The 22583-nt window shown below is 38.1% G+C and carries 23 protein-coding genes; 22 read left to right on the top strand and 1 reads right to left on the bottom strand.

All coding sequences use genetic code 11. The features are described 5' to 3' along the window. From metF to SUCMO_RS0100550, 3 genes are all read left to right on the top strand, one after another. Entirely contained in the window at window positions 1-858 is an 858-nt protein-coding gene (metF, locus tag SUCMO_RS0100560; protein WP_019878414.1) for a methylenetetrahydrofolate reductase [NAD(P)H], read from the top strand. A 196-nt stretch (window positions 859-1054) separates the two neighbouring features. After that, a complete protein-coding gene (locus SUCMO_RS0100555) occupies window positions 1055-2332 on the top strand; it encodes an S-layer homology domain-containing protein (protein WP_019878413.1) in 1278 nt (425 codons plus the stop codon). Between the two features lie 269 nt (window positions 2333-2601). Then, window positions 2602-3879: an S-layer homology domain-containing protein gene (locus tag SUCMO_RS0100550; protein WP_019878412.1), complete on the top strand. Its 1278-nt coding sequence runs from the start codon at window positions 2602-2604 to the stop codon at window positions 3877-3879. Window positions 3880-4137: 258 nt separating this feature from the next. Here SUCMO_RS0100550 and SUCMO_RS10850 read toward each other — a convergent pair whose 3' ends face one another. Next, window positions 4138-4809, bottom strand: a complete 672-nt coding sequence (locus SUCMO_RS10850) for a M48 family metallopeptidase (RefSeq protein ID WP_169336610.1) — start codon at window positions 4807-4809, stop codon at window positions 4138-4140. A 218-nt stretch (window positions 4810-5027) separates the two neighbouring features. Between SUCMO_RS10850 and SUCMO_RS0100540 the strand changes: the two genes are divergently transcribed. From SUCMO_RS0100540 to SUCMO_RS0100450, 19 genes are all read left to right on the top strand, one after another. Next, the gene (locus SUCMO_RS0100540) at window positions 5028-6233 is read left to right on the top strand and encodes an L-lactate MFS transporter (protein WP_028953810.1); all 1206 of its coding nucleotides are present in this window, start codon (window positions 5028-5030) and stop codon (window positions 6231-6233) included. Then, a complete protein-coding gene (gene tadA, locus SUCMO_RS0100535; protein ID WP_019878409.1) occupies window positions 6220-6738 on the top strand; it encodes a tRNA adenosine(34) deaminase TadA in 519 nt (172 codons plus the stop codon). The genes SUCMO_RS0100540 and tadA overlap by 14 nt, the downstream gene beginning before the upstream one ends. Further along, entirely contained in the window at window positions 6738-7295 is a 558-nt protein-coding gene (locus SUCMO_RS0100530) for a hypothetical protein (RefSeq protein WP_019878408.1), read from the top strand. The genes tadA and SUCMO_RS0100530 overlap by 1 nt, the downstream gene beginning before the upstream one ends. A 29-nt stretch (window positions 7296-7324) precedes the next feature. Then, a complete protein-coding gene (locus tag SUCMO_RS0100525) occupies window positions 7325-7651 on the top strand; it encodes a hypothetical protein (protein WP_019878407.1) in 327 nt (108 codons plus the stop codon). 18 nt (window positions 7652-7669) lie between these two features. Then, window positions 7670-8635, top strand: coding sequence for an AEC family transporter (locus tag SUCMO_RS0100520; protein WP_019878406.1), 966 nt, complete (start codon window positions 7670-7672; stop codon window positions 8633-8635). Window positions 8636-8855: 220 nt separating this feature from the next. Then, the gene (gene murA / locus SUCMO_RS0100515) at window positions 8856-10115 is read left to right on the top strand and encodes a UDP-N-acetylglucosamine 1-carboxyvinyltransferase (RefSeq protein ID WP_019878404.1); all 1260 of its coding nucleotides are present in this window, start codon (window positions 8856-8858) and stop codon (window positions 10113-10115) included. Between the two features lie 166 nt (window positions 10116-10281). Then, entirely contained in the window at window positions 10282-11310 is a 1029-nt protein-coding gene (gene mreB / locus SUCMO_RS0100510) for a rod shape-determining protein (protein ID WP_019878403.1), read from the top strand. A gap of 10 nt (window positions 11311-11320) precedes the next feature. Then, complete coding sequence (locus SUCMO_RS0100505) at window positions 11321-12082, top strand: flagellar hook-basal body protein (protein ID WP_019878402.1); 762 nt, start codon at window positions 11321-11323, stop codon at window positions 12080-12082. Between the two features lie 17 nt (window positions 12083-12099). Further along, window positions 12100-12891 carry a flagellar basal-body rod protein FlgG gene (gene flgG, locus SUCMO_RS0100500; RefSeq protein WP_019878401.1) on the top strand — a complete coding sequence of 264 codons (792 nt, stop codon included), beginning with the start codon at window positions 12100-12102 and terminating at the stop codon, window positions 12889-12891. Between the two features lie 3 nt (window positions 12892-12894). After that, window positions 12895-13605, top strand: coding sequence for a flagellar basal body P-ring formation chaperone FlgA (flgA, locus tag SUCMO_RS0100495; protein WP_083938613.1), 711 nt, complete (start codon window positions 12895-12897; stop codon window positions 13603-13605). Window positions 13606-13621: 16 nt separating this feature from the next. Further along, entirely contained in the window at window positions 13622-14191 is a 570-nt protein-coding gene (locus tag SUCMO_RS0100490) for a flagellar basal body L-ring protein FlgH (protein WP_019878398.1), read from the top strand. A gap of 15 nt (window positions 14192-14206) precedes the next feature. Continuing rightward, on the top strand, window positions 14207-15301 hold the full coding sequence (locus SUCMO_RS0100485) for a flagellar basal body P-ring protein FlgI (RefSeq protein ID WP_019878396.1): 1095 nt from the start codon (window positions 14207-14209) through the stop codon (window positions 15299-15301). A gap of 14 nt (window positions 15302-15315) precedes the next feature. After that, window positions 15316-15720, top strand: coding sequence for a rod-binding protein (locus SUCMO_RS10045; protein WP_019878395.1), 405 nt, complete (start codon window positions 15316-15318; stop codon window positions 15718-15720). A 126-nt stretch (window positions 15721-15846) separates the two neighbouring features. Then, the gene (locus SUCMO_RS10040) at window positions 15847-17208 is read left to right on the top strand and encodes a phosphodiester glycosidase family protein (protein ID WP_156819216.1); all 1362 of its coding nucleotides are present in this window, start codon (window positions 15847-15849) and stop codon (window positions 17206-17208) included. Window positions 17209-17249: 41 nt separating this feature from the next. Next, the gene (locus SUCMO_RS0100470; protein WP_019878393.1) at window positions 17250-17564 is read left to right on the top strand and encodes an acetyl-CoA carboxylase biotin carboxylase subunit family protein; all 315 of its coding nucleotides are present in this window, start codon (window positions 17250-17252) and stop codon (window positions 17562-17564) included. A gap of 28 nt (window positions 17565-17592) precedes the next feature. Then, window positions 17593-19515, top strand: coding sequence for a SpoIVB peptidase S55 domain-containing protein (locus tag SUCMO_RS10035; RefSeq protein WP_019878392.1), 1923 nt, complete (start codon window positions 17593-17595; stop codon window positions 19513-19515). Window positions 19516-19664: 149 nt separating this feature from the next. Further along, window positions 19665-20429: an MlaE family ABC transporter permease gene (locus SUCMO_RS0100460; protein WP_019878391.1), complete on the top strand. Its 765-nt coding sequence runs from the start codon at window positions 19665-19667 to the stop codon at window positions 20427-20429. 12 nt (window positions 20430-20441) lie between these two features. Then, window positions 20442-21227 (top strand): ABC transporter ATP-binding protein, encoded by a 786-nt coding sequence (locus SUCMO_RS0100455; protein WP_019878390.1) that lies wholly within the window; start codon window positions 20442-20444, stop codon window positions 21225-21227. Beyond that, on the top strand, window positions 21211-22491 hold the full coding sequence (locus SUCMO_RS0100450) for an MlaD family protein (RefSeq protein ID WP_019878387.1): 1281 nt from the start codon (window positions 21211-21213) through the stop codon (window positions 22489-22491). Before SUCMO_RS0100455 ends, SUCMO_RS0100450 begins: the two co-directional genes overlap by 17 nt. The last annotated feature ends 92 nt before the right edge of the window (window positions 22492-22583 follow it).

Genomic DNA, 22583 nt, shown 5'->3' with positions numbered 1-22583 from the left:
ATGTATATAGGTGATTTTTTTAAAAAACGACAGCCAGTAGTATCTTTTGAGATTTTTCCCCCAAAACAAACCTCGAGTTTTGAGAGTATTGTTACTACTACAAAACAGCTAAGTTTGTTAAAGCCAGATTTTATTAGTATCACCTATGGTGCCGGAGGTTCTACTCAGCGGAACACTTTGGAGATAGCAGAGTATATTAAAAAAACATATGCAATTGAAACCCTAGCACATTTAACCTGCATTAGTAATACTACCCAAGAAATTGAAGCGATTTTAGATGATTTGCAAAGTCGAGGGGTGAAAAATATTTTGGCAATGCGGGGTGATCTGCCAGCGGAAGCGCCCCCTTTGACGACACCGGTATATGCTAAACAGCTTATTGCCCAAATTAAAAAGCGGCAACAATTTTTTATCGCGGCGGCGGCTTATCCTGAAGGGCATATTGAATGTAGTAGTCTAGAGCAAGATATACTATACTTAAAAGAAAAAGTAGCAGCGGGGGCAGAGTTGCTGATTAGTCAAATATTTTTTGAAAATCAGTTGTTGTATGCGTTCATGGATAAATTGCAACAAGCAAATATTAATGTAGCTTTAAGCGCTGGAATTATGCCGGTATTTTCTTTGCCGCAAATCCAAAGAATTACTAGTTTATGTGGGGCGACTATCCCTGCGAAATTACAAGTGCTTTTGGATAAATATGCTGATAAACCGCAAGATTTAGAACAGGCAGGCTTAGAATATGCTCAACAGCAAATTAGCGACTTGTGTGCTCAGAAAATACAAGGTATCCATATTTACACAATGAATAAACCGCATTTGGCAGAAGAAATTGTGAAAAACACTGGTTTGAGAAAATAGTTAGTGTAAAATAACTTGATTGATATTGCGAAATGTGTTACAATAACGCTTGTCTAGGTTAATTAAAGTTTGTTGATTTTGCAATTATGGTTTTATTTTTGGAGGAAACAAGGACACTCTAAGAGGCAACTAAGAGCATAATTAAACAAGCAATAACTAAGCCTGACTAAAAAACATTATTTGGGGGTTATTGTACATGAAAAAATCTTTAGTATTAGCAATGGCTTTATCTTTAGGGATTGCAGGCACAGCGTTTGCTGCTAATCCATTTTCTGATGTACCAGCTAACCACTGGGCCTATGCATCTGTAAGTAAACTTGCACAAGCAGGTATTGTAGATGGTTATGGTGACGATACTTTCCGTGGTGGTAAAAGTATTACTCGTTATGAAATGGCGCAAATGGTAGCGAAAGCAATGGCTAAAACTGATAAAGCTGATGCTAGCCAAAAAGCTATGATTGAAAAATTAGCAGCGGAATTTTCTGCTGAATTAGACAATCTAGGCGTACGCGTAACTAAATTAGAAAAAAATGCTGATAACGTAACTATCGGCGGTGAAATGCGTTTCCGTTATATGAACTACGAACATAAAACTGGCGCTAACAAAGAAAGAAGCCATAATGCAGAATTAAGAAGTCGTTTGTTTGTTAATGGCGAAATCAATGACAGCTTTACAGCGACAGCGATGTTAGAAAACACACAAAACCTAAAAACTAATGGTCGTGGTGGCGATGAAAGTAACACCGAATTTGCACGTGCTTATGTAACTGGCGATATTAATGGCGTAGAAGTTAAAGCAGGTCGTTTTGATTATTTACCAGTAAATGGTATTTTCTTCGATGATGATATGGATGGGGTAGCTGTTAGCTTTGGTAACAAACTAAAAACTACTTTAACCTATGGTCGGATGACTTCTGGTGAAGGTTATCAAAACATGGATGCTGCAGCAGTAAATACAGCTGGCGTAGAAATGGCTTATGATGTAACTGATAAATTAGGAGTTAAAGCGGCTTATTTTAGTATAGATGCTAAAAAGAATGAAGCGCTTGGTTATAATAATGGTTTAGCAATCAATGATAACAAAGTAGCGGAATTTTCAGCTAGCTATGCTTTCGACAAAAATGTAAGTATGTGGGCAGAGTATATTAATTCTAAAGAAGATTTTGCGAACACTGGTAAAGATGGCTGGGCAACTAGCTTAAGCTATAAAGGTGTAAATGCAGCGCAAAAAGGTAGCTGGGGCGCTTATGTAACTTACTATGATTTACCAGCAGGTACAATGCTAGCTACTACTTTTGATTATCCAAATGGTAATACAATGAGTGGTATTAAAGGCTTTGAAATCGGTACTGACTACGCGTTAGCAAAAAACATTACTATGCACTTAGCGTATGCTGATGGCAAAACTAACATAAAAGATGTTAATAATACTGATTCCAAAATGATTTACTCAAATGTACAATTCTTCTTCTAATTTGAATTGAAATTTATAAATACTGTATTTAGAAGTTTTCTAAATACAGTATTTTTTTATGCAAAACAGGAACAAATGTATTTTTGAAACGATTAATATTGCCTAACGCTTACAAATATGTTAAGATAACAACATCTTTTCTGTGGTGTCTGTAACTCTAGTGTTTGCGAATTTGACGAATATAAGGAAACGTGGAAACTTATAATTGTAAATAGCCCTGATTACAAGCTCGGGAAAAGATGAATAAGATATTTGTGGAGGTTATTTACATGAAAAAATCTTTAGTTTTGGCAATGGCTTTATCTTTAGGGATTGCAGGTACAGCGTTTGCTGCTAATCCATTTTCTGATGTACCAGCTAATCATTGGGCCTATGCATCTGTAAGCAAACTTGCTCAAGCAGGGGTAATTGATGGTTATGGTGATGATACTTTCCGGGGCGGTAAAAGTATTACCCGTTATGAAATGGCACAAATGGTAGCGAAGGCTATGGTGAAAGCTGATAAGGCTGATGCTGCTCAACAAGCAATGTTGGCAAAATTAGCCGCAGAATTTTCTGCAGAATTGAACAATTTAGGTGTGCGTGTGGCTAAATTAGAAAAAAATGCGGACAATGTAACGCTTAATGGTGATATGCGTCTTAGCTATAAAAATACTAAAACCAAAGTTAATGGTGTAACTACAAAAACTGACGCAACTCAAATGCGGAGTAGACTTTATTTTAACGGCCAAGTAAATGAAAATTTTAAAGCGGTAGCAATGTTGCAAAACACGCAAGATTTGACGACGAATGGTCGTGGAGGTACCGAAAGCAATACAACTGTAGAACGGGCCTATGTAGCTGGTAATATTGACGATGTGGCTGTTAATGTTGGTCGTTTCTGCTATACTCCAGTAAATGGTATTTTCTACGATGATGATATGGATGGTATTACTGCTAGCTTTGGCAATGTATTAAAAACAACACTAGTATATGGACGGATGAGCAGTGGTGAAGCTGGCTATACGGACTTTACAACTGGTCGTGATGTAACAACTATGGGTGTGGAATTTGGCTACCAAGCTACTGATAAATTAGCTTTAAAAGCTGCTTATTTTGATTTAGATTCTAAAAGTGCGACTTTGGGCGTAAATCAAGTAGGTGCTAATGTATATGATAACCAAGTATATGAGTTAGCTGCAAATTATACCTTTGATAAAAATGTAGGTATGTGGGCAGAATATTTGAAAACTGAAAAAGATTTGCAAAACACTGGTAAAACAGGTTGGATTGCTAATGTAGATTATAAAGGCATGGATTTAAGCAAAAAAGGTAGTTGGGGTGCTTATGCGCGCTACTATAGTTTACCAGCTGGAACAACATTATCTACTACTTTAGATTTACCAATGTATGATAATGTAGGCATTAAAGCATTTGAAATTGGTACTGATTATGCTGTGCAAAAAAATATTCAATTACATGTAGCTTACGCTGATGGTAAAGACAAACAAGCAGGTACAGATCAAGATGTAAAAATGGTTTACTCTTATCTAAGATTTTTCTTCTAAAATTGAACAATAAGTTAAGTGGCGCCGCCTAAAAAATTAGGGCGACGCCATTTTCGCTTTAAATTTCCTTATATCTAGCTTGAAAAATAGCAAAAAAGAAAGAGCAATTTTTATATCGCTAAGGAATAGCCCCTACTTGTTAGGCCAATACAACATTTAGCATAACAAGTAGGGGCTATTCCTTAGCGCAGAATTGCGCAAAAACTATAACTACAGCTGGCGAGTATTTCTTGTGTAGTCCGATGCTGAGCGGTGGAGCTAGTTTAAGATAAATTTGTAGTGGCGATTTAAAATATTACGTTGTTCGCGCCAATTTGGATAAAGTTGGCTTAAAAAATTATAAAAAGGTTGGCGATGATGAAAATGTTTTAAGTGCGCAAATTCGTGGCAAAGCACATAGCGGATACATTCACTGGGAGCATGAATTAAACTAGTATTGAGTGTTATCGTTTGGCTAAATAGATGACAAGAACCCCAACGAGCTCGCATTTTGCGAATTTTTAAATTAGGATAAGGAAGTTGATGCTCCCTAAGCAGTGGTTCAAATTCATCTAAAAGTTGTTGAAAGGTTTGATAGGCAAATTTGCGTAGTTCACGAGCTAAAAATTGCGGGTGAGTCGCAAGTTTATTTTCTGGTAATTTTAGCACAATATTATCTTCTTGAACTTGTAATTGGACTTTAGGAGCGGCTACTATTTGAAGGGATTTGGGAACTCCTAAAAGTAAAATGGTATTAGCGGAAATTTTGCTATGCTGGTTGGCTACTTGCTGATTAAGAGTAACTTTGTTGAGATTTTTAAATAACCAGTTTTCCTTGCTAATTAACCAAGATTTAATAAACTCTAAGCTGGTTTTGGCGGGCGCAGAAACTTGCACCAGGGCATCGGCAGTTATTTTGAGGTTTATGTTTTTTACTTTTTTTCTAGTCAAATAGAAAAAAAGGGAACGGTTCGAAGGGAAAGTTAATTGTATTTTTTGCATAATATCACCTAAACATAGTTTTTGTTTAATTATAAGCTATTTTGCTTCCAATAACAAACTGCTTGGATAAGCAAAGAATATTGTATCTTCGAGGCTAAATATAGCGAGGTTGGAGAGAAAGTGTTATAATGTTAGGCATAATTATTTTAGGAAACGGAGGTGTTCCTATGGACAAAAAATGGATAATTGTATTGGCTGCTGTGGGAATACATATTTGTATTGGCGCGGTGTATGCGTGGTCGGTATTTACGCGACCCATTATGCAGTACATGGGTGTAAGCTTAAAAGACGTGCAGTTCGCATTTAGTATTGCCATTTTGTTTTTGGGTTTTTCGGCATCTTTTTTAGGTAAATATGTGGAAAAACATGGTTCGAAAAAAGCTGGTTTAGCGGCTACCTTTTTTTATGTAACGGGGATGTTTGGCACGGGCTTAGCTATTTATCTAAAAAGTTTACCACTTTTATATTTGTTTTATGGTGCGATTGGTGGTATTGGCCTGGGGATTGGTTATATTACGCCGGTTAGTACTTTAGTTAAATGGTTTCCTAAAAATCGAGGCTTTGCGACTGGCTGTGCAATTATGGGTTTTGGCTTTGCGGCGATGATTGCTGGTCCATTAATTCAAACTTTAATGGGCTATTTACCTTTATATTATGTACCAGTAGTTATGGGTGCAATTTATCTGGTGGTTATGACCATTTCAGCTTTACAGTTCAAACTGCCCCAATTTGTAGAACATCATGCGGCAAGCAGAATTCTCTCTAAAGGTTATACCGCGAAACGCGCTTTACGCCGTTGGCAATTTTATGCTTTGTGGTTAATGTTATTTATTAATATTTTTTGTGGGATTGCAATTATTTCTATTGCTTCACCTATGGCGCAAGAAATGATTGGGATGAATAGTTCTACTGCGGCTACGATGGTGGGTTTTATTGGCTTGTTTAATGGCTTAGGCAGAATTCTTTGGTCTTCTTTTTCGGACTATGTAGGTCGTCCTAATACCTATATAATATTTTTCTTGTTGCAAATTTTGGGCTTTTATTTAATGAGTGATTTCGATGTGCATTTGTTTACATCAATTTTATATCTTGTAATGACTTGTTATGGAGGCGGATTTGCAGCTATTCCTGCCTATATTAGTGACGTTTTTGGGATGCGGGAACTTAGTGTTATTCATGGGCATATTTTAACGGCTTGGGCGTTGGCAGGATTGTTTGCTCCGCTGTTTATTGCTTGGTTGCGGGAAGTAACTCACAGTTACACACAAGTTTTATATGTCTTTGTGATTTTATACTTAATTGCTCTAGCCGTTGCCGTGTATATGCGTTATAATTATAAATTGAAGTTGGATAATAGCAATGTCAAAGGGTGATAGCGATCAAAAATATATGCAACAGGCAATACAATTGGCATTGCAGGCACAAGCCCAAGGGGAAGTGCCAATCGGAGCGTTGTTGGTAAAAGACGATAAGATAGTGGCGCAGGCGTACAATTTACGAGAAAATAATCAAGATGCTACGGCGCATGCAGAATTAATGGTTATTCAGGCGGCTTGCAAGCAACTTAATAGTTGGCGGCTTACGGGCTGTACTTTATATGTGACTTTAGAACCATGCGTTATGTGTGCGGGAGCTTTAGTCTTAAGTCGGGTAGAACGCGTAGTTTATGGAGCTTTAGATCCTAAGGCAGGAGCAGTACATTCGTTGTTTAATATTTTAACGCACCCACTTTTAAATCACCAAATTGAAGTGCAAGGTGGGGTGTGTGAAGCAGAATGTCGCCAACTCTTGAAAAATTTTTTCCAACAACGTCGTCAAGAAAATAAATTAAAGAAGCAGATGCGACAAAATGTGTCGCTGGAAAGGGAGGTTGAGTAATGTTTAGAGTAGGCCTTTTAATTTGTTGCCTAATATTTCTGCCAGTTTCGGCCCAAGCTGCAAGCAAACATTTTTTAGCAGCGAATACTTTTAGTGTAGCTGGTGTTTTGAAAAATGATTTACAAGTAGAGTTTAGTCCAGGTTATACACCGGAAATAGTTCTAAAAAAATTAAAAACTCCGAAAGCGGAAACTTTTTTAGCAGTAGGAGTTTGGCAACAAAACAATAGTTTGTTTTTACAGCATATTTTTGGCAGTGAAAACTATCTAGTTTATAATTTAAAGTTGCGTGACGCAGAACATGAGGATTTAGTAATTATTGGTTATGAAGAAAAGGGTAATAGCAAGCAACTTTTGAAAACTATAAGTATTATTGGCGAAAATCAAGCGGGAAATTTAGCGGTTTTGAAATTGGTTAATTTTGCAGAAACAGAAGTTATGAAAATGCCGTTGCAACTCAATGAAAAAAGCGAAATTATTATGAATTTAGCCAGTAATGCTGCTGAAATAAAAATATTCTGGGATAGCGCAAAACAAAACTTTGTTTTTGCTAAGTAATAGAAGATAGTTATAGGAGAAAAGTAAAAATGCTAACTGATGTACAAGAACAAGAATTTAAAGATTTATTAAAAAAATTTAGTGAAGATGAAAATTTAGCCAAATTATTGGCCGCAGTGCAATATCGTGATTTATTTACCGATGAGTTCATGCAAAAAAACAGCAAACTACAATCCTTAGATGAGCTTATTTTTACAGGCGGTTTTGGGATTATGAGTCTTTCCGAGGTGGAAAAAATTCCTAAGGAAAATTGGAATGCCTATATTGCCAAATATACCGTTTGTCAAGAGTGGTATGATTTTGGGAAAATGGCAATGACAGAATGGATGAAAGCAAAACTTGCTGAGCAAGAATAACAATGAAAGAGGCGTGAAATGCAGGTCTTTTTTGGAGCTTTAAATAATATTTTGAGCATTGTGCTTCTAATCAGTACGGGCTGGGGTTTAGCTAGATTGAAGTGGTTTAGCGATGAAGGCAGCCAGCTAATTGCCAAGCTAGTTACCGGGGTGGCTTTGCCTTGTCTAATGATTTATAACATTTCTCATACTTTTACCAAAGAACAATTGATTGAGTTGAGTGCGGGGATGTTCTTGCCGATTGTGGCCGCGGCAATTTGTATTATTGTGGGCGCGATAGTTGTGAAAATTGCAAAGGTGCGCGCTGGCAGGCGTGGCTTGTTACATTCCACTTTCTATGTTTCCAATACAATTTTTATTGGTTTGCCAATAAACTTGGCTTTATTTGGGGAAAGCAGTGTACCTTATGTCTTGATTTATTATATTGTCAATACTGTGGCTTTTTGGGTGATTGCCGTAAATATTATTGCTACGGAGAAGGAGCCGCACAAAAACTGGCGCGAATTTTTGTCTGTAGCCACAGTGCAAAAAATTTTTTCACCGCCACTATTAGGTTTTATAATTGCGGTGATAATTGTGTTGTTTAAAATTCCTTTACCTGAGGCAGTACTACAAACTTGCAAGCATTTGGGGAGTATGACGACACCGTTATCAATGTTATTTATTGGGATTGCGATTAGTCGGATTAAATTGACTTGGTCTTATTTTGATAAGGACATTTTTTTAGCTTTAGGGGCGAGATTTTTACTTGCACCAATTTTAGTTATTGGCTTGCATCAACTGTGGCCAGTACCGAATACTTTAATGTTTAAGGTGTTTGTTATTCAAGCGGCGATGCCGGTAATGACGCAAAGTGCAATTATTGCTAAATATTATAATGTTGATGCTGAATATGCGGCGATGCTAACTACAGTTTCAACGTTATTAGCAATGCTCGTTATCCCTTTTTATATGTGGTTATTTGCCACGGTTATACATATTTAAAAAGTTGCAATTTTACATTGCAACTTTTTTGTATTTTAGCAAATTAAAAAATATTAAAATAAGCTTAAATTTCTTGACAAAAATTAATTGTTGCGTAGAAAAATTTTTTTTATTATGTTATAATTCCTAGATGAACTGTTCTTTTCTTAAATTTCTCTAGTTTGTAGGATTGTTAGAGTATTAAGAAAAGGTTGCTATTAAAATTTGGGAGGATTTATTGGTGGAAAAGCTGATAGTTAAGGGTGGAAATAGATTGGTTGGCACTGTTAAGGCGAGTGGCGCTAAGAATGCAGTATTGCCAATTATCGCGGCTTCAATTTTAGGAAAAACACCGAGCTTGCTGTGTGAAATTCCAGATCTAGATGATGTACATACAATTTGTCAAGTTCTAGAGTGCTTGGGAATTAAGGTAGAAAAAAGAGACAATTCCTCGTTATATATAGATAGTAGTGAAATAACTAGTTGTGAAGCTCCTTATGATTTAGTACGCAAAATGCGCGCTTCCTTTTTAGTGATGGGGCCGTTATTAGCACGTTGTGGTCGGGCTAAAATTTCTCAACCTGGCGGTTGTGCAATTGGAATGCGGCCAATCGACATCCATTTAAAAGGATTTGAAGCTTTAGGGGTAAAAATAGAAATTGGGCATGGGTACATCGAAGCCTTAGCACCGAACGGTTTAGTTGGCACTAATATTTATTTGGATTTTCCTAGTGTAGGTGCTACGGAAAATATCATGATGGCGGCGGCGATGGCTCAAGGGCAAACTATTTTAGAAAATCCAGCTAAAGAACCAGAGATTGTAGATTTAGCCAACTATCTAAATGTAATGGGTGCTAGAGTTAGGGGCGCAGGTACAAATGTGATTCGCATTGATGGCGTGGCCGGACTAAAAGGTTCGGAACATACCGTTATTCCTGATAGAATTGAAGCTGGAACCTATATGGTTGCGGCAGCGATGACGGGTGGTGACGTGCGCGTAGATAACGTGTATTGTGAGCATTTAAAACCACTAATTGCTAAGTTGCGTGAAGCTGGTGCAGTTGTTGAAGAAGATGTTAATGGGGTTCGGGTAAGTGCAGACAAACCTTTGCAGGCAATTGACATTAAAACCTTGCCTTATCCAGGCTTCCCTACAGATATGCAAGCCCAGGTGATGGCCTTGACGACCATTGCGCAAGGAACTAGCTTGGTTACGGAAACAGTGTTTGAAAATCGGTTCATGCACGTAGATGAATTAAGACGAATGGGGGCGAGCATCAAAATAGATGGTCGCAGTGCTGTTATTGAAGGCACGAAGCGCTTAACAGGCTGTCAGGTAAAAGCTACAGATTTGCGAGCTGGGGCAGCTTTAGTTATTGCGGGCTTGGTAGCTGAAGGGGAAACCGAAATTAGTTGCATTCATCATATTGATCGTGGTTATGAAAAAATAGTAGATAAATTTTGTACATTAGGAGCGGACATTAGAAGAGTTAAAGCTTAATCATAATAAAAAAGTTATGGCATACAAACATGCTCATAACTTTTTTATATTTTTTTCAGAAAAGTGTACTTTGGTGCTATAGAAAAAATGCTTTATTTACGATAAAATGTATGATAGATATGTTATAATTAGTTAACTTATGTAATGAAAGTGGGGAAAAACAAAGATGTTTAAATCTTTAGATATAGGGATCGATTTGGGAACAGCGAATGTATTAGTGTTTATTAAAGGTAAAGGTGTGGTTTTAAATGAACCATCGGTAGTAGCTTTAGACCGCGATACCAATAAAGTTGTGGCAATAGGTGAAGAGGCTAGAAGAATGTTAGGTAGAACTCCTGGGAATATTGTAGCGATTCGGCCGTTACGGGAAGGGGTTATTGCTGATTATGATACCACAGAAAGCATGTTAAGACATTTTATTCAAAAAGTTGCTGGCAAGAGCTTGTTTTTCAAGCCGCGGATTATGGTTTGTATTCCTTCAGGAGTTACAACTGTAGAACAGCGGGCAGTTTTAGAAGCAACGATTCAAGCGGGGGCATCGAAAACCTATCTGATTGAAGAACCATTAGCGGCAGCTTTGGGTGCTGGTTTAAATATTGCGGAACCATATGGTTCGATGGTGGTTGATATTGGTGGTGGGACAACCGATGTAGCCGTATTGAGTTTGGGTGGGATTGTAGTAAGTGATTCTTTGCGTATTGGTGGCGATAAGTTTGACGATTCCTTAATCCGCTACGTGAAAAAAGAATATAATGTTTTGATTGGCGAAAGAACTGCAGAGGAAATAAAAATTAGTGTGGCCACGGTATCTAAAACAGGGAGAAACGAAGCTATTGAAATTAGAGGCCGTGATTTAGTATCAGGGTTGCCTAAAACGCTAAGAATAACTTCGGCAGAAACACGCGAAGCTTTGGCAGAGGTTACGCAAGCAATTGTAGAACGCGTAAAGTATGTGTTGGAGCATACTCCGCCAGAATTAGCTGCGGATATTATTGATCGTGGCATTGTAATGACTGGTGGTGGAGCGATGGTAAATGGCTTAGATAAGGTTATTCAAGAAGCAACAGGTATTACTACCTATTTGGCGGAAAACCCTTTAGAATGTGTTGCTTTAGGGACGGGCAAAGCGTTAGAAGATATTGAAAAATTACAAGATAGTTTAACTAGTTTACAAAAGGCAAGTGCTGCAAAATAAGGGGTGACTTATGTTAAGAGGAATCTATACTGCGGGCTCAGGGATGATTGCGGAAGGTTATCGTACCGATACAATTGCTAATAATTTGGCTAATGCTGATACTGCGGGTTATAAAAAGGACATAAACATTACCAAAGAATTTAATAATGAACTTATCAAGCGAATTAACGATCAGGCTGATAAAGGGGAAAAACCACCAATTGGACGCATGGGTTTTGGCGTTATAAATGATGAGAATTTTGTCAGCCATGCGGCTGGAGCTATGAAGATTACTGATAATACCTTAGATATCGCGATAGAAGGACCTGGGTATTTTACAATCGAAACTCCCCAGGGGTTAAGATATACGCGAGCGGGTAATTTTACTTTAAATAGTAATCAAGAAATTGTTAATGCCGAAGGCTATCGTGTTCTAGGTGCGGGCAACGTACCTTTAGTAAAAATTGATGATGAGTTACCACTTACCATATCTACTGATGGCACTGTATATAACGGCGATCAAGAAATTGGGTTATTGGCAATTGTGGATTTTGATAATAAAAATTTACTGCGCAAGCAAGCTGGTACCTTATTTGTTGCTCCAGAAAATGCTAATCAAGTACCGTTTACCGGTAGAATTCATCAAGGGTCTCTAGAAACGTCTAATATTAATATTGTCCAAGAAATGGTTAACCTTATTAGTAGTTATCGGGCTTACGAAATCAACTCTAAAGCAGTACAAAGCCAAGATCAAATAACCGATCGGGCGATTAATGAAGTAGCTAAAGGCTAAAGGAGTGACAAAAAACTATGATGCGATCACTATGGACTGCAGGCACTGGCATGCGGGCACAACAATCTAATATTGATGTAATTTCTAATAACTTGGCGAATGTTAACACTACAGGTTTTAAAAAATATCGCCCAGAATTTCAAGATTTAATGTATCAAAACTTACGACCAGCTGGGACAACTACGGGTGGGGATAATAACCAAGTACCTACTGGCTTAGAAATGGGACATGGGGTAAAGCATGTTGCCAATACCAGACTGTATACGCAAGGCAATTTTCAAGAAACTGGGAATGCTACAGATATGGCGATTCAAGGCGATGGTTTTTTTCAAATTACGATGCCGGATGGAGAAATCGCTTATACGCGGGATGGTTCCTTTAAAATTGATGCAGATGGACGTTTAACGACTGCCGATGGTTATCCTTTAGAGCCAGCGGTAGTAATTCCAGAAAACGCAACTAGTGTTACAATTTCCGCTGATGGGCGTGTTTCGGTAAAAATCCCTGGGCAAACGACTAGTGAAGAAATTGCTCAATTGGAAATTGCACGTTTTATTAATCCAGCTGGGTTAGATGCTATTGGACAAAATTTATTTAAAGAAACACCAGCCTCGGGCGTACCGACCGTAAGCAATCCCACAGTGGATGGTGCGGGTAGTGTTTTACAACGCTATCTAGAAATGTCTAATGTACAAGTAGTAGAAGAAATGGTAAATATGATTGTGGCGCAAAGGGCTTATGAAATAAACTCTAAAGCAATTACTACTTCCGACGATATGCTGGGCATTGCTGCGGGCTTAAAACGATAGCCGATGCGGAAGATAATTTTACTTATTTGTTTGTGTTGTTTATCTCTAACTGGTTTAAGACCAGTGCAAGCGGCAACACAACAAGTTCCAGTAGAAATGTTATATGCCTTTGCCGAAAATCATCTGCATAATAAATTACAGCAGGATCCCTTGTTAGATTATCAGTTGGAATTATTGACTCGTTTAACGGTAGATTTTACTTTGCCCGCCGGGGAGGTAAAATTACAAGTAGGCAGTGAACCGATAATTCGTTATGATATGCCGACACAGGTTCCAGTATCAGTATATGTTAATGGACAAAGATTTTTAAATATTTCCTTAGCGTATAAAATAAAAAAATATGATTTATTATTAGTAGCTAATAAAAATTTGTCTAATGGCGAAACAATTGATTTTACCAATGTCCGACTAGAAAAACGCGAAAGCACGCGCGATGCGGAATATGTTAAGTCGATAGAAGAAGTAGTTGGTCTAAAATTAAAGCGTTCTGTGAGTGTGGATACTGTCCTGTTGAAAAATTATCTTGATAAACCACAATTAATTAGACGCGGCTTACCCGTGATGATTATCTCGCGTCAAGGTAATATTGAAGTTAATGCGCCAGGAATTGCGCTGCAAAATGGAGTTTTGGGCGATAAGATTAGAGTGCGCAATAGTTCTTCGGGCAAAATTGTAGTGGGTGAAGTAATGGACGCCAATAATGTAAGAATTTAAGAGGGAGGTGTTACTTGTGCTTAAAAAACTAATATGTTTGTTGATAGTTTTGTCAATGAATTTGTCATTGGTAGCAGCGGAATCTTTATGGCAAGATAGTAGTCTGTATGCTGATAACAAAGCTAGACATAAAGGTGATATTTTTACGATTGTGGTAAATGAGCAAACTTCGGCTACACGTTCGGGAGCGGCTTCGAACTCGAAAACAGCTTCATTAGGTGTGGATGCCGGTAAAGGCTCTTTGCTAGATTGGTTAACCCAACACTCTTTAGGGGCGAACGATAGTTTTAAATCTCAAGGCACCGCAACAAACTCTAATAATTTGCAAGCGAGCATTACCGCACAAGTTATGGATGTATTGCCGAATGGGAACTTAGCTATTCAGGGTGTGCAAGAAATAAAACAAAATAAAGATGTCCAAAAAATAATTATTACTGGAGAAATAAGGCCTCTTGATATAACTGCGGCAAATACGATATCTTCGAAAAAAATAGCGAATGCCAAAATAGCTATTGAAGGTAAAGGCCCAATTGCAGATAAACAAAAACAAGGAATTCTTACACAGTTAGTGAACTTTTTGTTCTAAATGGGAGGGAATAGATTGTATAAGCGTATAGGGTTGTGGCTTTTACTGGGAGTATTATTTTTCGGTAGTACGGTTCACGCCGCTAGAATAAAAGATATCGCTAAAGTTCAAGGAGTTCGTAATAATCAATTGATTGGTTACGGAATCATTGTGGGCTTAAACGGTACGGGAGATTCAACAAAAAGTGATTTTACAATTAAATCAGTAATTAATATGATGCAAAAATTTGGTTTAGAAGTAGATTCTAAACAAATTAAACCTAAAAATGTCGCTGCAGTTATGGTAACGGCAAAATTACCAGCCTTTGCTAAAGAAGGTGATGGCTTAGACATTAATGTGGCTTCTGTAGGCGACGCTAAAAGTTTAGAGGGGGGCGTGTTATTGCAAACTCCTTTGCGTGCTGCTAATGGCCAAGTTTATGCTGTAGGTCAAGGTCCGCTGTCAATTGGAGGCTATCTAGCGAGTGCGGGGGGCAATAGTCAGCAGAAAAATTTTCCAACTACGGGAATAATTTCTAATGGGGCGATTGTTGAACAAGGCGTGCAAACTAGCTTAGTGAGAGATGGTAGTATTAAGCTGAGCTTATTAAACCCTGATTTTACTACCGCAAACCGGGTTGCGCGAGCTATTAATGGCGAATGGGGAAATATAGCCATTGCGCGTGATGCTAGTACGGTGGAAGTAGATGTACCAGGAAGTAGAGCGGATAATTTGGTATCTTTTATTGCTTCGATTGAAGATATTTCAATTAGTCCTGATCAAGCTGCGAAAATTGTATTAAATGAGCGGACGGGGACAATTGTTATGGGTGCTAATGTTTCGATTAGTGAGGTTGCGGTTTCACAAGGCGGACTTACAGTTACGGTAAATAAGGATACTAAAGTCTATATGCCGCCTTCTTTTAGTAATGCAGATCCGGTAGAAAGTGATAATACCACTATGGATGTGCAAGAGAAGAAAGCTAACTTAGTGGCTTTGCCAGCGACAGCTAAGGTGGGCGATGTAGTTGCCGCGTTAAACACCATTGGCGCAACACCGCGTGATATTATGGCGATTTTAGAAGCAATGCGAGCCGCAGGAGCTTTGCATGCGGAAATTGAGCTAATATAAAAGGTTGTGACGGTATGAAAATCGATAATTTAGGCACAGTTAACCGTGCCACTAATTTTGAACAAGCTGATGTTGCCAATAAATTGGCACAAACAGAAGCTTTTGCCGAAAAATTACAGAAAGAATACAACAAGGTTGACGCGCAAACTTTGCCAGCTGATGATAAAGAACAACAAAAATTACGTAAAACTTGTCAAGATATGGAAAGTGTATTTATTAATTTAATGTTTACGAATATGCGCAATACCGTACAGCGGAGCGAGCTTTTACCCGAAAGTATGGGTGAAAAAATTATGCGTTCGATGTTAGACCAAGAAATGGCGACAAAGATGTCGCGCGCTGGGGGAATTGGTTTAGCAGATTTGCTTTATCAGCAACTTAGCACGGATAATAAAAAAGTAATAAAGGCAGAAAAATAAACTTAGGGGGCTATCTTTGCTAAATGATGAGAAATTTATTTAGTAAAGATGGCTCTGTCTTTATCTGTAAGTTAGGAAAAAGGTGATTTTGTGAAGAGAAAGTTTAGGGTTTTCAGTATATTATTTTTGTGGGCTATTGTATTTATCTTGCCCCAAAATTTTGCAAGTGCAGCGGAATTGCGTTTTAGCACCGCTGCTGATAAATTTAGACTGGTTTTGGAATTGCCCGCTGATGCTAGTTATGTAGAGTTGCCTGCTCAGGCGCAAAAAATACAGTATAAAATTAGTACTAAGCAAAAATTAAGCGATGTAAATACGCTTGTGCAGGATGAATTAGTGTCTAGCTTAGTTTTAGATGCTCAAAGGAAGCTACTTACGATTAATTTGAAAAAAAATAGTCCGTATAAAACTCTGAATTTGATTAACCCTAAAAGGTTAGTTGTTGACATTTATAAACAATTAGAAAAAAAAGAACAGATAAAATTTTTAAATGGGTTGGAATATACGTCTTGGCGGAATATTGTAGGCGGCCGCCAAATTTGGCTCCACATTTTAAGGGTGGATAGTAGCCAATATCAAGCCCGCCCTTTTTTGGCTAAAAAACAAATTTTAGGGCGCGAGACAGTTAGTAAAATAGTAGCGGGAGAACATTTACTAGCGGGTATTAATGCGGCCTATTTTGATACTGATGGCACAATTATTGGCAATACTAAGTTGCAAGGACAAATTGTTTCTACGGAAGACATGCCCCGAGCTAGTTTAGCTATTAGTGATAAATGGGGTTATAAAATTTTGGAAACTGCTTATCAAGGCGAAGTGATTTTACCTAGTGGCAAACGCTTGGATATTAGCGCTGTTAATCGGGAACGCCTGGACAATGATTTGATTTTATATAATTCCTGGTATGGTAGTAGTACCAAAACAAATCCCTATGGCTTGGAAGTACTTGTGTGTAACGGGGTGGTGCAAAGCATTAATCCCCAAGGCAATACTAGCTTGCAAGCCGGCCAAGAAATTTTATCGGCGCATGGCACGATGCAGACAGAATTAAGTAAATTGAAAATTGGCGATAAGGTAATAATTCGACAAACCTTAGGTGAAAAAGCGGATGCCTATGACAATATTTTGGGGGCGGGTCCGCTCTTAGTAAAAGCTGGAAAAATATTAGTAACTGCGGAAAAAGAAAGTTTTCCGGCGGATATTGCGGTAGGCAAAGCACCGCGTAGTGCTGTGGGGATTACCGCCGATCAACAATTGCTGTTAGTTACTGTTGATGGACGGAGTGATTATAGTGGTGGTGTTACCTTGGAAGAGTTGGCACAATATCTCTTGGATTTAGGTGCGGTAGAGGCTATGAATTTCGATGGCGGTGGTTCGAGCACCTTGGTTGTTTTGAATAAATTGCTGAATAACCCTTCAGATGGTAATCGACAGGAACGGGCCATCGGTAATATTCTAGGAATTACTCGCCGAAAACTTGATAAATAAAGCTTCACAAGCTATAATCTAGGTAAAGAGGGGGGATATTTATGTGGCAAAGAATTTGTAAAAATAAATTTTTACTAGGAATAGCCTTCGTTCTATTATTTTCTGTAATTGGCGTAGCTAAAGCGAATGGAGCGTTAGTTGTTCAAAAAAGCATTTTGCAAGGCGAGGTTGTGGCAACGCAATTGGTAGCAGTGGGACAACAGGTAAAAGAAGGCGAAGTATTAGTGTGTGTAAAAACAGCCTTAGGAATTGCTGTAGCTAGTAGAGCGACTGTAAATGGTACGGTTGTGGAAGTATTGGTTAAACCAGGGGAAATAGTAAAAGTGCAACAAGCAGTTGCCGTGATAAAAAATTAAGCAATGAAAGTTGAGAGAAAAATAAACGATGCAAATTAAAAAAATAATAACGGGAATGTTAGTAGCGGTATTAGTACTGTTAGTAGTTCCCCAGGTTAAAGCTCAAGAGTTTATGTCGGTGGCAGAATTGCGCCCAGGCATGCAAGGGGTAGCGCGTACAGTTATTACTGGCGATACAATCGAAGAGTTTGATGTGGAAATTTTAGGGATTATGCCACAACAAGGACCAACAGGAGGCAGTTTAATTTTAATAAAAACTTCGGGACCGCTAATTGAACGGACCGGTGGTATTGCCCAAGGTATGAGTGGGAGCCCTGTATATATTGATGGTAAGCTAGTAGGTGCTATTGCCTATGGTTGGGGGATGACAGACTCAACAGTAGGCATGTTGACGCCTATTGGGGAGATGTTAAAGCTATTTGATACCATGGCCCAGGCTGATGCTAAGGCTTTAGAGTTGGAAAAAATTAAATTACAAGAAAAAAAGACGGAGCAAAATAAGGAAGAGCAAACTTCTAGTGTTGCTCAAGGGGAAGAAAAATCAATTACCAAAGAATTAGCGGCGGCAGTTCAAGACTTTTTTCCGGAGACAACTGAAAAGGCAGCGCTGATAAATAAAATGCAACCGAAGAGTACTGCGCTAATGGCTAGTGGTTTTACCCAACGTGGTTTGTCTTTTCTGCAAGAACGCCTCAAAGTCTATAATTTAACGGCGCAAGAGGTAGGTAATGTTGCTGGTAGTGTTAGTGACAAGCCCTTGGAACCTGGAAGTGCTGTAAGTGCTGATTTGGTAAAAGGGGATTTGAATTTAGGTGCTTTAGGTACAGTAACTTATGTAGATCAGGGACGGGTGTTAGCCTTTGGTCATCCTTTTTTAAAATTAGGTGATGTAGATTATTTTATGTCGCGTGCTTGGATGTTAACTTCTGTTAAGTCGATAGCCTCGCCTTTTAAATTAGGCGTAGTAGGTGAACCAATTGGCAGAATTAAACAAGATCGAGGCGCAGGTATTGCAGGAGTATTGGGGAGAAGTCCTAAGATTATTCCGGTGTTAGTGAAAGTTCACGATCGTGATAAAGGTACGGAGCGTGAATTTGCGTTACAAATTTTGTCGAGTGAATTATTGAGCAAAGTTCTAATTGAAAGTAGCGTTTATAATTTAGTGGATCGAGTTTTAGACCGCAATGGTGAAGGCAGTGCCTTGGTAAGTTTTAATATTGTGGCGGATAATTTACCGGCTGAAAGAAAAATTAGCCGAAAAAACATGTTTTATAGTCAAAATAATATTACTGGGGCGACAACAGGTGAACTATATGCGGGAATGAATTTATTAGCAGATAATCGTTTTGAAAAAATTAATATTGTGCATGTAGATGTAGATGTAGATGTTACCAGTGAATGTAAATTGGCGAAAATTATTTCCGCTAAACCTGGACAAGAAAAAGTAAAAGCGGGCGAAAAATTTGAAATTGCTGTTAAAATCCAACCTTATCGCGGTAAAGCTCAAACTAAAATTATTGAATACACTATTCCAGAAAAATTCCCTAAAGGAAAAGCTTCTTTAATGGTACGGGGCGGTGCTTCGATTGCTTGGATTCAAGCGATGATTAAACAGCAACAACGCGATAGTAGTTTCTTGCAAGAAGAGATGACCAGAAATAAAAGTTTGGTTCAAATCGTGGATGAATTTAATAACCAAGATAATAACCAAGATATTGTAGTGGATATTTTACCGAATTTCCCTAAGGAAAAAAATAATGGTAAACAAATTAAAAAAGCTTTAAGTAATACTCAAAATGAGAATAATCCTTTAGAAATGTTAAACCCTTTAGCGGGCGTTAATAATAACAAAACTTTCAGCTCGATTTTGTTTGGCAGTCCCTTTAAAAAAGCAGTGCCAACAGAATACTTGGTTAATGGTGATACGATGGTAATGGTAGAGGTAGAATAAAATTTAGAGCAGACCGCGGTTTAATAGCCGTGGTCTGTTTTTTGCTTTGAAAAGCTGTTTTTGTAAGGTTGAGTCTAGGCAGTGAGGAAGAGCAGTGATATAATTAGGACAAGTATGCAGGAATTTTAAAGTTTATGAGGAATGAGAAAATGGACTATTTAAATGCGCTTGGTAAGATGACAGTAATATATTGCTCCTATGTAGGGCAACTAATGTTACTATTTTTAGAGTGTTTACGACGTTTAAATCAGGTTAATTTAAAAGAGATGCTCCGGCAAATGTATAAATTAGGCGTACAATCATTGCCAATTGTAACATTAACTATTTTATTTACGGGAATGGTTTTGGCGGTGCAAACCGCAAAAGAATTTGTGCGGTTTGGGGCCGCAGCTTCGGTTGGTGGTGTAGTGGCCATTGCTATGGCGCGGGAGTTGGTACCAGTTCTTACAGGTGTAGTAGTTGCTGGCCGTGTGGGCGCAGCAATTGCCGCGGAAATTGGAAGCATGAAGGTTACAGAACAAATTGATGCTTTGCGGGTAATGGCGGTTAATCCCGTGCGTTATTTAGTTGTGCCTAGGGTTTGGGCGTGTTTGTTAATGTTACCAATTCTAGTTATCTACGGGAATATATTAGGCTCTGTAGGAGGCTATTTTGTAGCTACAAGTTATGCAAAAATTAGTGGCTATACCTATTTAAACTCCATTAAGGTTTTTATGGAATTTTATGACTTGTTTGGCGGGATGATAAAAAGCATGTTTTTTGGCGTGATAATTGCTCTTGTGGGGTGTTTTAGAGGCATGAATGCGCAACAGGGTGCCGAAGGGGTAGGGGTAGCAACTACTGCTTCTGTGGTTTTGTCGATAATTTTAATTTTCATATTTAATTATTTTCTATCGGTATTGTTGTATGTTTAAGGATGTGGCGAAATGCAAGAATATATAAAACTAGTGAATGTAGGCGTCGCCTATGGTTCTAAACAGGTGCTGCAGGACATAAATTTGACTTTGCATAAGGGTGAGTGTGTGGCTTTATTGGGGCCTAGTGGTTCAGGGAAAAGCACGATACTGCGTTTAATTATCGGTTTGCAAGCACAAACAACTGGACAGATTTATTTGAAAAATCGTGCTGTTTCAAGTTACACCAAAGCAGAACTAGAGCAACTTAGAACGCAAATGGGTATGGTATTTCAATATTCAGCCCTGTTTGATTTTTTAAATGTAAAAGAAAATATTGCTTTTGGCTTGCGACAACATACTAAATTATCTGAGAAGCAAATTGAGGCTCGGGTTATAGAATTATTAAAACTTGTTGGTTTAGAAGATATGGGCTCCTTAATGCCGAATGAATTATCGGGTGGGATGAAGAAACGAGTAAGTTTAGCTCGGGCTATTGCAACCAGTCCAGAAATTTTATTATATGATGAACCAACAGCCGGACTAGATCCTATTATGGCTGGCACGATTAATCGTTTAATGGTGAAGGTGCAAAAAGACTTGCAGACCACCTCGATTGTCGTTACACATGATATTGAAAGTGCCTTAATGGTGGCTGATCGAATAATTTTATTACATGATGGTAAAATTGTTGTTGATTCGCCTAAGAACAAGGTGTTTGCCGTAGATAATCTAATCCTCCAAGAGTTTATTTATGGATGGGATGAGATGCGAGTGTTGAGAAGTAAGGAGCGATTGGAACATGAAGTTTACAGATGAAGCAAAAGTAGGGTTGTTCACGCTGATTGGGCTAGGCTTATTGGTAGTAGTAATTAGTTTTTTGGGAATATTTTCTTTTACTAGCAATGGCTATAATTTAAATGTCGAGTTTGAGCAGATTAAAGGCTTGAAACCAGATAATGTAGTGCGTTATGCGGGTGTTGATATTGGGCAGGTGCAAGATATTTCTTTTAAAGAAGGCAAAGTAAATGTACGCTTGCAGATTAATAAAAAATATCAAATTCCTCAAGGCTCTATTTTTACTATTGGCTCCGATGGTTTGCTCGGGGAAAAATTTGTCGACGTAATTCCGAGTAAAACTAAGAATCCTGACTATCTGGTTGCGGATAGTAAAGTTAAAGGTGTAAGTGCCAAAGGGATTGATGAATTTTTGGAGTCCTCGTCGAATGTATTAGGGAAGATGGAAAGCATGGCGGATTCGATAAATAATATTATTGGTGATAAGCAAGTGCAAGATTCATTGAAACAAACGATAAATAATACAGCTAGGATAACCGCTAATCTAGATAAATTAACTTTAACGATGAATGACATTTTAAATACTAATCAAGGACAAATTAATGAGATGATTAGTCAGCTAAATAGCATGGCCCATAGCTTAAATAACAGTGCGGCTCAGGTAGAAAAAATTGCGGTAGGGGCTGAAGCTCAGGGAGCTACGGGAGAGAACATTGCCCGTTTATTTAGCAATATTGCGAGTACGAGTGAAAGAATAGATAATATGGCTAAAAAGCTTGAACAGGTAGTAACAGATGAAAAGACCAGCAAGACTATTAAAGGGACCTTGGAAAATGCACATCAAGCTAGTGAGCGAGCTAATAAAATACTCGGGAATATTAGTAAGATTAATGCTAAAGCCAGTGCCGACTTTAGTTATGCAGGTAAAGCTGAGAACTCTTATCGCACGGATTTGAATGTCAAAGTAACCAATGGTGGACAAGATTTTTTATTGGTAGGAATTAGTGATGTGGGTGAAGGTAATGATTTGAATTTACAGCTAGGGAAAAGTTTTCAAGCCCTTAATCTAAGGATGGGCTCGATGCAAGGTGCTGCTGGTGTTGGCTTGGATTATCGCTTAAGTAATAGATTAACTTTGTTTACGGAATTGTATGACACCAAAGAACATTATCTGCGTATTGGGGGGGAATATAAATTAGCTAATAATTTGTATTTACTGGGCCAAAGTATGGACGTAAAAGGTAATGATAAAAATACTTATATTGGCTTAAGACAATATTTTTAAAGATATTATTAGCGCGACTTGTGCTGGATTGGCAATTGTAATAACCGCGTTGTGCTAAAATTGATTTATTTTTGCTCCAAGTGCTACCTTCT

The organism is Succinispira mobilis DSM 6222, from assembly GCF_000384135.1.
Lineage (GTDB): Bacteria > Bacillota > Negativicutes > Acidaminococcales > Succinispiraceae > Succinispira > Succinispira mobilis.
This window is presented reverse-complemented; position numbering and strand designations above follow the sequence as displayed.